Source organism: Paenibacillus sp. cl130, assembly GCF_900116035.1.
Lineage (GTDB): Bacteria > Bacillota > Bacilli > Paenibacillales > Paenibacillaceae > Paenibacillus > Paenibacillus polymyxa_B.
Genome location: NZ_FOYG01000009.1, coordinates 63,401 through 80,206, shown reverse-complemented (window position 1 = coordinate 80,206; position 16,806 = coordinate 63,401). Strand labels below are relative to the sequence as shown.

Annotated in this window: 13 protein-coding genes; 6 read left to right on the top strand and 7 right to left on the bottom strand. The window is 44.8% G+C overall.

The window, feature by feature from the left end:
• Nucleotides 1–94: 94 nt before the first annotated feature.
• From BM358_RS21675 to BM358_RS21660, 4 genes are all read left to right on the top strand, one after another.
• Nucleotides 95–1,570: a glycoside hydrolase family 32 protein gene (locus tag BM358_RS21675; protein ID WP_028541940.1), complete on the top strand. Its 1,476-nt coding sequence runs from the start codon at nucleotides 95–97 to the stop codon at nucleotides 1,568–1,570.
• Nucleotides 1,571–1,637: 67 nt separating this feature from the next.
• Entirely contained in the window at nucleotides 1,638–3,056 is a 1,419-nt protein-coding gene (locus BM358_RS21670; RefSeq protein WP_028541941.1) for a sucrose-specific PTS transporter subunit IIBC, read from the top strand.
• A 374-nt stretch (nucleotides 3,057–3,430) separates the two neighbouring features.
• Nucleotides 3,431–4,018 (top strand): hypothetical protein, encoded by a 588-nt coding sequence (locus BM358_RS21665; RefSeq protein ID WP_028541942.1) that lies wholly within the window; start codon nucleotides 3,431–3,433, stop codon nucleotides 4,016–4,018.
• 103 nt (nucleotides 4,019–4,121) lie between these two features.
• On the top strand, nucleotides 4,122–4,526 hold the full coding sequence (locus tag BM358_RS21660; protein WP_023986596.1) for a hypothetical protein: 405 nt from the start codon (nucleotides 4,122–4,124) through the stop codon (nucleotides 4,524–4,526).
• Nucleotides 4,527–4,624: 98 nt separating this feature from the next.
• On the opposite strand, the gene BM358_RS21655 is transcribed toward BM358_RS21660, so the two are convergent.
• A complete protein-coding gene (locus tag BM358_RS21655) occupies nucleotides 4,625–5,413 on the bottom strand; it encodes a helix-turn-helix domain-containing protein (protein ID WP_028541943.1) in 789 nt (262 codons plus the stop codon).
• Nucleotides 5,414–5,592: 179 nt separating this feature from the next.
• Between BM358_RS21655 and pyk the strand changes: the two genes are divergently transcribed.
• The gene (gene pyk, locus BM358_RS21650) at nucleotides 5,593–7,008 is read left to right on the top strand and encodes a pyruvate kinase (protein WP_023986598.1); all 1,416 of its coding nucleotides are present in this window, start codon (nucleotides 5,593–5,595) and stop codon (nucleotides 7,006–7,008) included.
• A gap of 130 nt (nucleotides 7,009–7,138) precedes the next feature.
• Here the strand turns inward: pyk and BM358_RS21645 are convergent, their stop codons facing one another.
• From BM358_RS21645 to BM358_RS21615, 6 genes are all read right to left on the bottom strand, one after another.
• Nucleotides 7,139–7,537, bottom strand: coding sequence for a hypothetical protein (locus BM358_RS21645; RefSeq protein ID WP_023986599.1), 399 nt, complete (start codon nucleotides 7,535–7,537; stop codon nucleotides 7,139–7,141).
• A gap of 255 nt (nucleotides 7,538–7,792) precedes the next feature.
• Nucleotides 7,793–8,941: a GerAB/ArcD/ProY family transporter gene (locus BM358_RS21640; RefSeq protein WP_231517211.1), complete on the bottom strand. Its 1,149-nt coding sequence runs from the start codon at nucleotides 8,939–8,941 to the stop codon at nucleotides 7,793–7,795.
• Nucleotides 8,904–10,055 carry a GerAB/ArcD/ProY family transporter gene (locus tag BM358_RS21635; RefSeq protein WP_028541945.1) on the bottom strand — a complete coding sequence of 384 codons (1,152 nt, stop codon included), beginning with the start codon at nucleotides 10,053–10,055 and terminating at the stop codon, nucleotides 8,904–8,906. Before BM358_RS21635 ends, BM358_RS21640 begins: the two co-directional genes overlap by 38 nt.
• Before the next feature lie 341 nt (nucleotides 10,056–10,396).
• Entirely contained in the window at nucleotides 10,397–11,602 is a 1,206-nt protein-coding gene (locus BM358_RS21625) for a Ger(x)C family spore germination protein (RefSeq protein ID WP_028541947.1), read from the bottom strand.
• Nucleotides 11,603–11,638: 36 nt separating this feature from the next.
• Complete coding sequence (locus BM358_RS21620) at nucleotides 11,639–13,234, bottom strand: spore germination protein (protein ID WP_028541948.1); 1,596 nt, start codon at nucleotides 13,232–13,234, stop codon at nucleotides 11,639–11,641.
• 153 nt (nucleotides 13,235–13,387) lie between these two features.
• A complete protein-coding gene (locus tag BM358_RS21615) occupies nucleotides 13,388–13,732 on the bottom strand; it encodes a DUF805 domain-containing protein (protein ID WP_023986605.1) in 345 nt (114 codons plus the stop codon).
• Nucleotides 13,733–14,161: 429 nt separating this feature from the next.
• Between BM358_RS21615 and BM358_RS21610 the strand changes: the two genes are divergently transcribed.
• On the top strand, nucleotides 14,162–16,597 hold the full coding sequence (locus BM358_RS21610; RefSeq protein ID WP_028541949.1) for an arabinan endo-1,5-alpha-L-arabinosidase AbnB: 2,436 nt from the start codon (nucleotides 14,162–14,164) through the stop codon (nucleotides 16,595–16,597).
• Nucleotides 16,598–16,806 lie beyond the last annotated feature (209 nt).

Genomic DNA, 16,806 nt, shown 5'->3' with positions numbered 1-16,806 from the left:
TAATCGCAAGGGAACCGGTTCCGATAGAATATTTTTTTCATTGGTTTGGAACCGGTTCCTGAGGCGAAAGTTTTAATAAAAATGAGGTACACCTATGAAAATGACAAGAGAACAAAAGTATCGAATGATCGAGCAGGCAGAGCCCGGTGAAATAGCCAGCTTGGAGGAGAAAGTGGAGCAATGTCACTGGCGGCAGGTGTTTCATATCCAGCCACCGACAGGTTTGCTCAATGACCCCAATGGCTTTTCATATTACCAAGGTGAATACCACTTATTTTATCAGTGGTTTCCGCTCGGAACGGATCATGGGATGAAATACTGGTATCATCTGAAATCGAAAGATTTGGTCACATGGAATAGTGCCGGCATTGGCATCGCACCTGGGGATTATTTTGATTCGCATGGGGCTTATTCGGGCAGCGCACTGGAGCATGAGGGCAAGTTATATATGCTGTATACGGGAAATGCACGAGATGAAGACTGGATCAGACATCCTTATCAATGCATGGCTGTTATGGACGAGAATGGTCACATTACTAAATGGGAGCACCCCGTTATTTCCAATGTGCCAGAAGGGTATACAGACCATTTTCGTGATCCCAAGCTATGGAAAGACGGCAATAGCTTTTACTGTGTGATTGGTGCCCAGAGAACGAATTTAACAGGCTGCGCCGTCCTCTACCGATCAACCGACCTTCGTACGTGGCAGTTTGAGGGAGAATTGTGCACAGGCCTGGAGTCGTTTGGCTACATGTGGGAATGTCCAGATTATTTTGAACTGAACGAAGCGGGTGTCTTGGTCTTTTCTCCTCAGGGCTTGGAGCCTTCTGGGGATGAAAATCACAATATTTATCAATCGGGCTACGTAATCGGCAAGCCGTTGGATACCGGAACAAGAAGACTGGAGCACGGCGCATTCCACGAGCTCGATAGAGGCTTTGACTTCTATGCGCCACAGACGATGATTGACCCACAGGGGCGGCGTATTATGGTGGCATGGATGGGCCTGCCGGATATCGAATATCCCACAGATCCGAACGGATGGGCTCATTGTCTGACATTACCAAGGGAGCTTACGCTTCATGAGGGCAAACTCTTGCAGCGGCCGATCCCTGAGCTAACTACGCTACGTAGAAATCGTGAGGATCGGGTAGCTGACACGTTATTCTCAGAGAGCAAAACCTATGAAGGATTTACAGGTACGGCCTATGAGCTGATCTGTGAGGTAGATCTTTTGAGCGCTAAGGTGTTTGGTATTGAATTCCGTGCGAGTGAGACTGAGAAGACGGTGATTAAATATAATGCCGTCAGCCGCAAACTTGTATTGGACCGTTCGCAATCAGGTGAGCCTGTAGCCACTTCGTATGGTGAGGTACGGCAGTGTTCATGGGATAAAGATCATATCAAACTACATTTGTTTGTAGATACGTCTTCAGTTGAGATTTTCGTCAATGATGGGGAAGAGGTGTTCACCAGTCGTATTTTTCCGCATCCAGAGAGTGACGAAATACGCTTTTTTGCCGACAAGGGAGAGGCTCTCTTCCAGGCGGTAAAATGGGATTTTACATGAGCAGGCTAAAACATCAAGTGGTTCGTTAATCATCAAACATAACGGAATGAACGAGAGGATGAACATCATGGCGGAAAACAGAGAAATAGCTAAAGAAGTGATCCAGGCAATCGGTGGGCAAGAAAATATTGCATCTTTTGCTCATTGTGCGACGCGCTTGCGAATTATGGTGCATGACAAGGAGAAGATTGATCAGAAAAAAGTTGAGGAGATCGACAAGGTCAAGGGTGCTTTTTTCAATTCCGGGCAATATCAGATTATTTTTGGTACGGGTACGGTAAATCGAATTTTTGAAGAGGTCGAAAAGCTTGGCGTAACCGGTTCATCTAAAGAAGAGGTGAAGAGTCAGGCGAAAAAAGAAGGAAACGTCTTCCAACGCTCCATCCGTATCTTTGGCGATGTGTTTGTACCGATTATTCCTGTACTGGTTGCTACGGGGCTGTTCATGGGGCTACGTGGCTTGCTCACTCAGCCGCAAATTCTCGCTCTACTCGGCATGACGCCACAGGACATTTCACCCAATTTTCTATTATACACACAAGTATTAACGGATACGGCCTTTGCTTTTCTGCCAGCGTTAGTCGCATGGTCAGCCTTTAGAGTATTTGGTGGCAGTCCAGTGCTGGGTATCGTTCTTGGTCTGATGCTGGTAAACCCGGCCTTGCCCAACGCTTATAGTGTTGCGGACGGCTCAGCTCACCCGTTGACGATGTTCGGATTCATTCCTGTGGTGGGCTATCAAGGCTCAGTATTGCCAGCTTTCTTCGTGGGCTTGATCGGAGCCAAGCTGGAGCGGGCGCTGCGCAAACGGGTGCCTGAAGCGCTAGATCTGATTCTTACACCGTTTTTAACACTGTTAATCATGATCACTTTGGGATTATTTGCCATCGGTCCAATTTTCCATTCACTCGAAGAATGGGTGCTGCACGGAACAACGTTTGTGCTGGATTTACCTTTCGGTATTGCAGGGATTGTCATCGGTTTCTTGCATCAGATTATCGTCGTTACAGGTGTGCATCATATATTTAATTTCTTGGAGATTCAACTGCTTGAAAAGAACGGCGTAAACGCCTTTAACGCCATCATTACCTGCGCTATGGCTGCTCAAGGTGCTGCCTGTCTGGCGGTTGGACTGAAAACGAAGAATAGCAAGCTGAAAGCGTTAGCACTTCCTTCCTCGTTGTCTGCTTTTCTAGGGATTACGGAGCCGGCTATTTTCGGGGTCAACCTGAGATACATGAAGCCTTTTGTCATGGGCCTCATCGGTGGTGCGGTTGGCGGTTTTATCGCTTCGGTCTTCCATTTGGCGGCTACAGGTATGGCAGTTACGGTCATTCCGGGCACGTTGCTCTACATGAATCATCAGCTTCCGCTTTACATTTTGGCGAACTTGGCTGCTATGGTGGTAGCGTTTGTCCTGACCTGGATGTTTGGCTATAACGATAAAATGTTGGAAGAGGTCAAAACAGCGGGTTCTTCAACTTAATATCATTTCAAAATAAGCACGGATACGCATATGAATGAACTATAACGGTCGCCCTACTTTGGAGCGCTCTTGGCCCTTGTTGAAAAGGGATGCTAGAGAAGCTTCCAGGTGGGGAGACCTTTTTTTATAGACTTTATCATTACGTATCCGGTTACGTAATTTGACTTTGGACGTTAGTCCGTTTTCAAACGCTCAATAGACTGAAAATGTTCCCTTATGCCGAATGGTTGTCCATTTTTATCTGTCAGACTTCTGGAAGGAGACAAAATATTGTGCCAATGATGTAAAAATTACAAATAGTATGCACACTATGGGTATTTTGTGTGTTATTATATAAATGTTGTTAAAATTTAGTATTTGGGAGGCGATTATTCGTGAAAAAATTTCTTGTAACTATGTTAGTTGTCATGCTGGTAGCCATCGGATTGACCCCAGCAAGCTCCTATGCAGATTCCTCTTCATCGGCTAAAGAATCTTCCCCACAGTCTTTTTTTCCAGCATATTCTTCAATTGCTAATTCGGATTCACTATTGAGCGGTTTGACGCCTGAAGAATATAATGAAGTTATCAAAAATGCGAAACCCATAGAATCAATTGCTGTTGAAAAAGAAAAGACTCAACTCGATCAAAAGATTTCTCCTATGTCATTGGGAGCATGGTCATTTAGTCACCATTCTCGAGACGATGGGGCTATTTACTCTAATAAGTTTTCGGTTAATAACGCAGCTATCCTGAATTTCCATGTAGTACAATGGGCAGATGGTAGTTCTTGGTCTAGCCCTGAAGTAGGTTACCTGCTCGTGAACAAAAATTATCTGGGAGAGGTTTTTGCCGTTTATGGAAGATATACAGATGAAAATAGGGATTTTCAAATTAAAGCTCCAGGTTTTGGACAATATCAGGTAATGGTACTTAACCTCAATGATTATACGATTTCAGGAAATGGATACGTTACGTTTTAATACTATTTTATTTAACGATTATTATGTTTTTTTATGAACTCGTTATAATACTAATATTTTTTAAAATACGTAATACATCTTTTGGGAAGGGAGGTGTGTGCGTGTGAACAAGCGACTAAGAACAAGTGTTGTTGTTTTAGGTCTAACTGTTCTTATCGGAGGGGTTATAACCGTCATTCAAAGCCAAACTTTTGCTAATGAAATTAAAACTGAGGTTAAAGTAACCGGCGATTCTAAAACCAGTGTAACCAAAACTGAGACTAAGGCAACCGATGATTCTAACTGGCTCTCACCAGAGAGAAAGAAAGAACTAACTCATCTAGCTCAATCTAAACAACCCCATGTCCTGTTAACTGAGCACGGAGATTTTTATCCCGTTAAGGTTCCAAACAAGTTTCAAAGCGATCAGGTTGCAAATTTGGATAATAAGGGGGAAGAAATAACTACTAAAACAAAGCAGGTCATTTTAAGAAATTTCACCTACGAAAAAAAAGAGGAAGAAAACTAATTTTCCCAGAGAACGCTCGAAAAAATGAGCGTTCTTTTTTCTAGCTTCAAATTTAAAATTGCTTCGTATCATCTTCCCATAATCCTATTTCTGTAGTTCTAAACGATTGAGGAACGTTCATCCAGAAATTCGGACGGCGAGCAGCCTGTCAACCGTTTGAAGATTCGATGAAAATAGGAAACATCACTATATCCCACATACTCCGAAATTTCACGAATCGTTAGCCGGGACTCGGTCAGCATGTAGATGGCGGTTTTAATACGTTGTGTATGTACATGCTCACTGATCGTTTGGCGTGTTACCTCACGCAGCAGCGTCGCGGCATAATTGGGGGTTTTACGGATGGCGTCGCCAAGCTCCTCCTTGGTTACCTTTTCCCGGTAATGGTTCTGGATATACTGTTTCATATGTTCTACATGTCGCTCTCGATCGCAAGAAATGGCGCCTTTGTCCCATTCCTGATTCATATATATCATGGCCTCGGTCAGCAGACAGTCAGCCATCATGGTGTAGTAGCTTGGGTGTTCAGTCCATTGATAGTACATCGACTTGATCCGTTCATGCAGCATATCGTAGCATCCAGGTTTGATCAACAACGGCTTGTCAGTATTCAGTATAGGAAGTGTGCTGTTCGTACATGTTTTGCGGCAATGTATCACATACTTGGTATGAAAAAGCGTAGGAATGCTCTTGCCATAGTAATCCAGATGACCGGGTAAAAGCAGTGTTTCACCCTTACCGAGAATGAATTTGCAATCGTTCACCCAATATACACATTTGCCAAAGGTGACCAAAATGAACAGTAAGTCATCGTTGTCGCTATTTGCACTAGCCTTTTCATACCAGTCCACACCGTTGTCCTGCCGTATATCCACCAATGTAATCACGAAACTCACTCCCCGATGTCTTCAACATTCATTATACTGTAGTACATTCATCATACTATAGTTCATAGTCTTGGTGCACGGGTACAGGTAGAATAGAGCCATATAAGTTTAATGTAGATAGAGAAGCAAGGTGGAATAGAAAACCATACAGTAAAGACATTCAGGAGGATGACATTACTATGCTTAAAACGAAAATTATTTGTACTATGGGACCTGCCTGTGACTCCATTCATTTGTTAAAAGAAATGATTCAGGCTGGTATGACTGTAGCCCGCTTGAATATGGCTCACGGTGAACTGGAAGATCACGTTAAACGTATCGAAAATGTGCGGCAGGCTGCGAAGGAAATGAATACCTTTATACCTGTCATGATGGATATTAAAGGACCAGAAATACGGATTGGCAAGCTGAGAGAGGCATCTTGTCTGTTGAAACCAGGTAGCCAGCTCATTCTGACCACAGAAGAGATTCTAGGGGACGAGCATCGTATTTCAGTGAATTACCCGGATATGCCGAAGGACATCAAACCAGGCGACCGCATTCTCATTGACGACGGTTTGGTTGATCTGACTGTAACCTCCATCGAGGGTACGGAAATGATTTGTAATATTGTAAGCGGCGGTATTTTGAAGCCGAGAAAAGGTGTAAACCTGCCAGGGATTCATACAACCCTTCCAGGCGTGACGGAGCGAGATGTGAGGCACATCCAATTTGGGGTGGAGCAGCGTGTTGAGCTTATTGCGGCTTCTTTTGTGCGTAAAGGCGACGATATCCGTGAAATCCGTGAGATTTTGAAGGGGCATCATGCTGAGCATGTACAAATTTATTCCAAAATTGAAAATGCTGAAGGCATGGAAAACCTGGATGATATTATCGAAGCTTCCGATGGCATTATGGTAGCCCGTGGCGATCTGGGCGTCGAAGTGCCGATTCAAGATGTGCCTGTGATGCAAAAAGAAATGATAGACAAGTGTAATCTGGTCGGCAAGCCCGTTATCGTAGCTACCCACATGCTGGAATCCATGCAGGTGAACCCGCGTCCGACGAGAGCTGAAGTTAGTGACGTGTTTAATGCTGTTATGCAAGGAGCCGATGTTGTTATGCTGTCGGGCGAATCTGCTGCAGGTAAATATCCTGTCGAGTCTGTACGGACCATGGCCGCTGTAGCTGCCAGAGCAGAATCACAATTCGATTATCAGGAGCAGTTCGATAAGCGCAGAGCGCGTCAAAGCACCAACATTACCGAAGTGATTAGTCAGGGAGCGGTGAGTTCGTCCCTGGAACTGGATGCGAAAGCGATTATTACGTCGACTGCCAGCGGATTCACGGCACGTATGGTATCCAAATATCGTCCGAAGGCACCTATTATTGCGGTTACTCCGAATAATACGGTATTCGCTAAAATTTGCCTGTTATCCGGTGTATTCCCGATCAAAGGGGATAAAGTAGCTACAACGGATGAAATGTTTGAATCCTCCATCCGTAACGCGCTGAATGCAGGATATATCCATAAAGGGGATACTGTAGTTCTGTCGGCAGGTGTTCCTGTCGCTGAGGCAGGTACTACGAACTTGATCCGAGTATATCAAGTGTAAGTTAAAACAAAATATAGACAAGCCAAAAGGCGCTGGCCCTCCATGGGTTCAGCGCCTTTTTGACATGAATTCGGAAGCATCTCTGAGGGGGCATGGACTACGGCGTAAAGCGGGCCAAGTGTGTCACTGCTTACAGCCCGAACACACTTTTAGCAACGACCTGTGTCAATTCTGCCTTATGGGCTTCGTATTGCTCAGGCGTAATGCTCTTATTGGCCAGTCGTTGATCCAACTGCTCCGTTAACTGAGCTACCTGTAAATCAACAACAGCCTGTGCGTCCTGTTTATTGGATTGTGCAATATCTGCCAAGGTTTGACCGTTATATAGCGCATCATACAATTGCTCATCCGAGGATGCGCCCAGTGTTTTCAAAAGTTCATCATCCTTGGAAGCTTCATTATCCTGTACCTGAGGGGCTCTCTCTGGAGCCAGTGTAGCAGCATTAGCCCGACTTCCCCAAGTAGAAGACTGCCCAATAGATAACGCCAGCAACAGTGTACAGATGACCATAATTCGTTTTCGATTCATAAGTGTAAATCTCCTTTGTGTTTCATTCAATTTCTGACAGGGTGGAGTTTTATATGGATATCCAACGGGAGTAATGTTTATGCCTTTAGCCGATCCGGCTTATGTAGTTACCAGATTCTAATATACATCATACACACCCAATCTTAGCGCCAGCTTAATACTCGTTTAAAATAAACTAAAATAGGAGGATGTAAACAGGTAACAGCAAAAAAATTTCACCGATGCTCGTAGGAGGGCTCGTACGATGGATGTGATCTATCCTTCGGTCCCTGTTTTTTTCTTTGACCAGATTTTTCGTATCCCATGCATACAGAGCAACAGCAGAGGCAGAAAAAGGCCCATAGATAAGGAAAAAGGTGTCCATATTTTTGCATCCCAGGATTGCTGGTATGGGACATTTGGGTATATGATCACCGACATGACGATCAGGATCATTCCGATAGGGAAGATCAGCGGACGATCATCTTTTAGATTAAAGATTTGGCTAATGGCTATCATAATCGATTGCATATACAGAGCCAGCCTGAAAAAGAGCGAAATAAACCACATAGCGGCCATGATCGCTTCAATACGCTGAAGAAAATTTCCAATGTTTATTTTTTGGGCTAATGAATAGCTCGGATACATACTTCTTGCTGTTAATTCATGGCCGAAAACCAAAACGGCCAATACAATGACCACAACCAGAATCAACCCGCCAATCAGTCCCCCTGTTAAAAAAGCCCTGCGCGCTTGATCGGGCTGATCGACAAACGGAAAAATCATGAGAAAAACAATATGGGTCAGAAACGCAATACTAATAAAGGACAAGGCGGCAGACCAAATGGGTCCGCCTCCCTTCTCCAGCATCGGTTGAGCGTTCTCCAGTTTGATATTGGATACGACTAAAATGACAAAAGCTGTATACAGCAAAATGAACAAGGGAAACAATAGTTCAGCAGAACGGGCTACCGTTTCCAGTCCCAGGCGCACGCCCATCAATACAATGAGCGCAAAGAGGATATTGACCGCTTGCATCGGCGTTTCCGGCATCATTTGAGTAGTCAAAAAATTCCCCGAATCATACAACACCGCAGCAGGACCACCCAGAAAAAACATAACCATAAACAGCAGAGCAACAGACTTCCCCAACCACTTGCCCAAAAGGGTCTCCATGATTTCAATCAGGGTCATCTGTGGATACAGGATGGTAATCGTGTTGTACAGCCATATCAACAGCAGCCCGGAGCCCACTCCGACGAGTGCTGCGATCCATGCATCCTGTTTAGCAGTGGCGGCCATAACGGAAGGGATGACGAGGATTGCGGTGCCGATTGTAAATAATATCGTTAAGATCAACAATTGCCGTGTGGAGATTTTAACTTGCTTAGGCACCATCTTCACCTCTATCTTCACGTTTATCATCCGGCTTGTTATTCTTCTTTGTCCCCAACCTTTTCAGGGCATGTATACTGAGCAGCAGTAAGGGAAGAAACAACCCGATTGATAGTGAATAAGGAACCCATGTCTTTGTATCATAGATTTGTTGATATGTGACATTGGGATACACGATGACGGACATGATGACTAAAATCATCCCGAGAGGAAGCGCCAGTTGCCGGTCGTTTTTCAAACGAAAGATTTGGGCTATTGCTGTCACAGTAGTGTGCATGTACAGCGTGATTCTGAAAAAGAGTGAAATAAACCACATGGTAGCCATAATTGCTTCGATACGCTGTAAAAAATTGCCGATGCTAATTTTTTTGGCTAACGCATAGCTAGGATAAATATTTCTTGCCGTTAAATCAGGGCCTAATACAAAAATTGCCAGTGCAACCACCACGACCAACATTAATCCGCCAATCAGGCTGCCTATGAAAAAAGCTTTACGGGTTTGATCGGAACGATTTACAGAAGCCGGGAAGATCATGAGCAGAATAATATGAGGTATAAACACAGTGCTAACAAAGGACAGGGCAGCAGGCCAAATAGGTCCCAATCCCGCCTCTAATACAGGTTGAATGTTTTCTAATTTAATATTGGACACCACTAAACCTGTAAAAGAAATATAAAGAAGAGTAAATAACGGAAACATCAGTTCGGCAGAACGGACCAGCACTTCCAGCCCCAGCCGAACAGCCAACAATATAATAAGCGCAAAAAGGATATTTACCGCTAGAATTGGTGTTTCTGGTATCATTTGAGTAGTCATAAAATTCCCTAAATAAAATAAAACGGGAGCGGGAGCATTGATGAAAAGTGTGGTGAAAAACAGAAGACCGACGGCTTTGCCTAACCATTTTCCGAGCAGGGTTTCCATAATCCCAATCAGAGTCATCTCTGGATACAGAGCTGCAATCTTGCTGTACAAATACAAGACAAGGAGCCCGGCCCCGACCCCGACGAGCGCAGCAATCCACGCATCTTGTTTGGCTACCAACGCCATGCCTGAAGGAATGATGAGGATTGCACTCCCGATCGTAAATAAAGCCGTTAATATCATAATTTGGCGTGCTGAGATTTTGATCTGTCCGGGCACCTATTTCACCTCGTCTTATTTTATTAGACCGATATGGGTCAGGAAATCACTGAAAGGTCTATATACCGCTGTTATCCAATCCAGAGGAGTTGGAATAAGCCAGTTTAATGCCTTGGCGCAGCAAATTCCGACGGCAAAAAGGAGAAGGATGGAGAATAACCAAAGCTCTTTTTTTAACCCCTTTTTCCACATGTAGGGGACCTCGATCAAGCTGATTGCAGCAGCGGTTAGTAATATGCCCAGAACTTTCACTATATGAGACAGCATCTTGGGAAACACCTTCTTTTGTAGGGTAAGGTTCTATACAGGAGCCAGATCCCCCGCCGTATCTGACAAGGGATTTACTCCTTAATATCATTCAAAAATGAGCTGCCAATCGTGCCCAAGCGCCGAATCTTGAAATTGACCTTGATATTTACGGGTAATTCTGCAAAGTGCTCATAATCCCAATTTTTTTTAATGGATTTCCAGGTTCTCGGGTCAGCGCGGTGAATGGCTTCACCGAATCCGAAAATGTCAGCTTTGTATGATTTTTGAGCTTTTCTGACAGCCATTTTCATAATCTCTTCTATCTTTTCTTCCTCTTTCTTCTCAATGTCATAAATCGTCCCCACCTGGGTCAGATCCAGGTCATTACACTCGACTTCTCCCACGTTGGCCTCAACCTGCATTTTTATATTGACCTGGGGCTCCCCCCTATAAACGCTCCCTTTTATAGTTGTTTGGGTACGAATGATTTCCGAAACGACTTTGCCGCCTCTGGGGCAAGCTACAAAGCCGACAGAGCTCTGCACTTTGCCGCGGATGAAATTGTAGCCTCTACTTTCAGTTTCATTTAACCACCCGATTAATCGGTCTTTTCTAAATACAGCAAGTCCCGAATACTGTAAACGGCTAAACGGGTCGATCTTTTGTACATTGCTACTTGTTTCTCCCATTTCTTTATTGCCCACGATACGGAGTCCTGTCAAGACAGGCTGCATTCCTTCACTGGTGAGTGCTGAAATCAATTCATCCAAAGTTACCGTCATACTGGGTGACCAGTTTTTCTGCGATGTTTCCAGAGAGGAGAAAAGGTCATTCGCCGGAATGGGATCTAAGGGCGTCATAATTTTCAACGTATCCTCCGCGCTGGTATCCTTGGACACCACAATATAAAAATCAGTGCGGAATTGATGATCCCTGGAAAGTAAATCTAGAGATTTTGCCATTCCTTCGGTGGCTACCGACTCACCGATTACACATATACGCAGGTGAGAAAAATATATTTTCCGAGGACTAAGCGTTGTTATTTTTCGGATCGCTTCAAATATGGTATCCGCTTCCTCTGTATACAAGGTGGCTGGTGCCCCACCACCTGCTCCTTTTTTGGCTGATGCTTTTCCAGGGTCCACCACTTGGATAGAGACCCGAAATTGATCTCCTTGTTTATCGATCCCCATACCGACGGCGATGGCAAGCTCATTCAACTCCCTGCGATTCCAACAGCCCGTCAGAAGTAAAACGAGTGCAAGAATCAGGAACAGAAATGCTTTCTTCCGCTTCATGATTATCCACTCCTTTCCGACTGTTTCTCTTTTCTTCTATTTCCGTGATTTCCGGGGCGGAGTGCTGTTTCGGCGCTTCACATTCTTCTGATCGACTAACCGGGGACGTGAAATCATCATCCAGTGAGGAAACCGAAATATGGTATCTTTGGTGTCCGAAGGTATTAGAGGTGCAAAAGGAGTCATATAGGGAACGCCGAACGAACGAAGGCTGCACATATGCAGGACCAGGGCAATGCCTCCAACGATAATCCCGAACAGCCCAAAGGAAGCGGCAAGTCCCATCAAGGGGAACCGCAGCATACGAAAAGCGATGGACATATTATAGGCAGGGAGAACAAAGCTTGAAATCGCCGTAATCGATACGACAATAACCATTGCTGCAGATATGATGCCCGCCTCGACGGCAGCTTGCCCGATGACGAGTGTGCCTACGATAGAGACGGCTGCCCCGATGTACTTCGGCATACGAACTCCAGCTTCCCGCAATATTTCAAAAGTTAATTCCATCATGAGTGCTTCGATAAAGGCGGGGAAGGGAACGGCCTCCCGCTGTGCTGCCAGACCGATCAGCAGTGAGGTCGGCAGCATTTCCTGATGAAACGTAGTGATGGCAATATATAGGGACGGACCTAACAGGGAGATAAAAACTCCGGTGTAACGAAGAACCCGGATGAAGCTGCTGATGTCCGCACGCTGATAATAATCCTCCGCCGCATGCAGGAAGGAAACAAACAGCGCAGGTACGACAAGCACAAACGGGGTCCCATCCACCAGGATCGCGATTTTTCCTTCCAACAGCTCGGCGGCGATGACGTCTGGACGTTCGGAGTTGTATACTGTTGGAAAAGGGGTGAAAGTTTCGTCCTGGATTAACTCCTCGATATAACCGCTTTCGAGAATGCCGTCTACATCAATGCGATTCAATCGCTCATGCACTTCTTCGACCAATTTAGGGTTCACGATCCCTTTGATATACATGACAGCGACTTCGGTCTGGGTTACACGACCGATTTGTTTGGTTTCCAGCCACAAATTCGGATCTTTAATCTTACGCCGAATCAATGCCGTATTCGTGCGCAGTGTCTCAGAAAATCCTTCCCGCGGCCCACGGACGACATTTTCCGAGGCAGGCTCGGTGACACCGCGATCCTTCCATCCACGTGCGCTGGCTACTATTCCCTGTGTCTCACCGTCAATCAAAATGACAGCATCCCCGGACAACAGCGCGTTATATAAGGTTTCAAAGTCGATAATCTCCCGGATGCTTCCAATGGTTAGGGCATAATCTTTCAATACTTGCATGACACTAGAGGAGTTCTGGAGCCTGCACTCTACGTCTCTGGACAAGCTACTATCCAGCATCATCGATTCCATAATGAAGTCGGAGACTATATTTTTGTCCGCCAAACCGTCCGTATAGAGAATTGCAATGAGCTGGTCACCATCTTTGCCGATACGAACTTCTCTTATGATGATGTCAGTGCTGTTACCGAGTGCTTGTCTGATTTGCTGAAGATTGCTTCCGATATTCGCACTGAGCTGCTCTCCTGAATGCTCAGACTTACTTTCGCTGTGCTGGACTGGCGGCTTTTTAACTTTGTTAGGGGGGGTTCTTTTCCGAAAACGCATGAACGTTCTCCCTCTCTTTGAGGATACTTTTTAATCCAGTATGGACGCAGGGGTCTCCAGATAAACTTACTGCTGAAATTTCGATGGGGGAGATACAGATATGAAAAAAACCTCCTTCACAAAAGTGAAAGAGGTTTTAGACATCTACAACCATTACAATTTAGGGTTTTTCCCATACTTATTGTCGCCAGGCTGACTGTCTTGGCATGTGAATACAATCAAAATAATTGACCCTACCAGAGGAATCAGAGCGATTAGAATCCACCATCCGCTTCTGCCTGTATCATGCAGTCTACGGGCCAGGACGGCCAAGGATGGCAGCAGGACAGCCAAAGAATAAATGTAAGTCAATATCGGTGATAAGCCAACAAGACTATCGATCAGACTGATTACAAAGCTAACGATTACACTAAATAGGATAAACATCCAATACTCTGTACGTCTTGCTCTACCTTGGAATCCTACATAGTTTTTTAATGCATTTAAATACCATTGCATATATTTTTCACCTCCTTATAAAATCTAAACGGTTCTTTACAGTATCCGTAAAATTGTCCTTTTAGGTATATCGGCAGGAAACATATAAAATTTTACTTGTAAAATTATAACTTTAAACTAGAAATTTACGCAATACATTTATTAATGTTAATAATTCGATGAATAATTTATAAAAATATAAAATTACATATTGAATTTTCCATATCCATTGAATAATATAGAGGTACGGTTAACCGCCAGGTTTGAAACGTCCTTCTTAACAGAAGGTGCTTTTATTTTCAAATCAATTGAAAGCGCTTTAATGATGAATAGGAGGGATGAGCAACATTAAATTCGAGGCTGAAGAAGTTAATACAAACATAATCCTGACCGCTTTCTCAATATTTTTTTATGTTATCAGGAATGTTCAAAACGAGAGGAGATTGATTTATGAAGCAATCATTTGTTCGTAAAGTAACGGCAGCTTCACTGGCAGGTGCGCTGTTGTTGCCTGCTTCTTTGGTAGGCGCCGAGCAAACACTCAATTCAGATACAGATGGAATTCAAAATGTGGGGCAAACTTCCCTTCAAGCTCAAGACCTAGAAAACTTTTCAATTCAAAGTAAAAAGGCTGTCTCTTTCAAGGAGACTTCCGTACATGATCCATCCATTCTGAAAGTGAAAGACACATTTTACATTTTCGGCTCACATCTGGCGGCTGCCAAGTCCAAAGACCTCATGAATTGGGATACGATTGCTACAGGAGTGGCGAATGGTAATGCATTGATTCCCAACGTCAAAGAAGAATTAAAGGAAGCACTGGATTGGGCACAGACAGACACCCTGTGGGCAGCTGATGTCATTCAACTGGCAGATGGCAAGTTCTATATGTATTATAACGCTTGCAAGGGTGACTCACCGCGTTCAGCAATGGGCCTAGCAGTTGCTGATAAAATTGAAGGGCCTTATAAGAATAAAGGCATTTTTCTAAAATCCGGCATGTGGGACCAACCGAGTGAGGATGGGACGATCTATGACGCAACCAAGCATCCAAATGCCGTAGACCCGGACACCTTTTATGATAAGAACGGCAAACTGTGGATGGTATATGGCTCCTACTCAGGAGGCATCTTCATTATGCAGATGGATGAAAAAACAGGGAAGCCGCTCCCTGGTCAAGGCTACGGTAAAAAGCTGACAGGCGGTAATCATGCTCGTATGGAAGGGCCGTACATACAATACAGTCCGCAAACGGACTACTATTACTTGTTCCTGTCCTATGGTGGATTGTCAGCGGATGGCGGATACAACCTGCGGGTGGCTCGGTCCAAAACACCGGATGGTCCTTTCTACGATGCTGAAGGCAATGATATGATCAAGGTCAAGGCGAATCCTGATAAACCACTTTTTGATGACGCTTCCATTGAACCATACGGTGTCAAACTGATAGGTAATTACCTGATTCCAAGAGAAATTGGTGATCCGGGTACTGGACTGGGTGCAGGTTATGTGTCACCCGGACACAACTCGGCTTATTATGATCCCAAGACGAAAAAGCATTTTGTCATTTTCCATTCCCGTTTCCCGGGGAGAGGCGAACAGTTTGAAGTGCGGGTACATGAAATGTTCATGAACGCTGACGGTTGGCCTGTGGTTGCTCCTTATCGTTATTCGGGAGATGAAGATTCACTGAAAAAGCTGTCAGAAAAGGATGTCCTCGGTCAATATTCGTATGTAAATCACGGGAAGGAAATTTCGGCAAATATTAAGCAAGCCGTTAACGTCAGTCTGGATAGTGGCGGCAAGCTGTCTGGTGGAGTGAACGGTACATGGAAGTTGGGGGCAGGCAATCAGTTGGAAATTACAGCAGAGGGCACGAAGTACAAAGGTGTATTCCTGCGGCACCGTGATCCAGACACAGGTGCCAAGACGCTTGCTTTTACCGCGTTGTCCTCCAAGGGGGTTGCGGTATGGGGTTCGCTAAAGCCTGACCTGAAGGCCAGCAAGATTGTAGCTGCTGTGCAGAAGGATCTGAGCCTGGGCGATACGAGCAATGTTCTTTATAATCTGACGCTACCTACTCAAGCAGCACAAGATACCACTATTTCATGGGAATCCACCCACCCGGAGAATATTTCTGTGACAGGTGAAGTATACCGTCCAGAAGCCGGTTCTCAGCCAGTAACAGTTACATTGACAGCGACCATCAAAAAGGACAAAGCCACAGCTAAGAAAAACTTTACAGCCATTGTTCCCGGGCAGGCCCAAGGTCCTCAGCTCGCACGCTATTCGTGGAGTGAAGATCAAGGAACTTCGGTTGTCGACAGCACATACAACCAATTCGATGGTAAGACCTATGGTGGTGCTGCATGGGATAAAGACGGGAAGCTTGGCGGTGCGCTTGTCCTAAACGGTAAGGATGGTTACGTGCAACTACCAAATACAGTAACAGATGCGAAGGATTTTACCTTTTCCGCTTGGGTGAACTGGAAGGGCGGTGCAGCTTGGCAACGGATTTTTGACTTCGGCAACGGCCAAGCCCGGCATATGTTTCTTACCCCTTCCCAAGGAAACGGTGTGCTCCAGTTTACAATCCATGAGGGTACGGATCAAAGCTTGCTTTCCAAATCATCATTACCTCTAAACCAGTGGACACATGTAGCGGTTACACTGGAAGGGAATACAGGAAAGCTGTATGTAAATGGTGAGGAAGTAGCCGTTAATGACAGCATTACCTTTAATCCCAATGAGTTGCTGACGAGCGAGGCTTATCTCGGCAAAAGCCGCTTTGCCGCCGATGCTTACTTCAATGGCAACCTGGATGAAGTTCAATTGTCTAACAAAGCGCTGACAGCAGAGGAAATTAAAGCACTGGCGGAGTTGTAATTCAAATGAACTAAAATGAGCAAATAAACGCAGGGGATTGGCTTTTAGTAAGAAGTTCGTCTCCTGCACAATGTTTTGTATATTTATTTCTTGATTGCTGGTATAATAGGAAGCAACTGCGGATATAATGTTTTAAGTAGGCGTTAATGACTCACTCCCGCCGAATGAACACAGCTTTGAAGCAGCAATAGAGAACATAAGCACTCTGC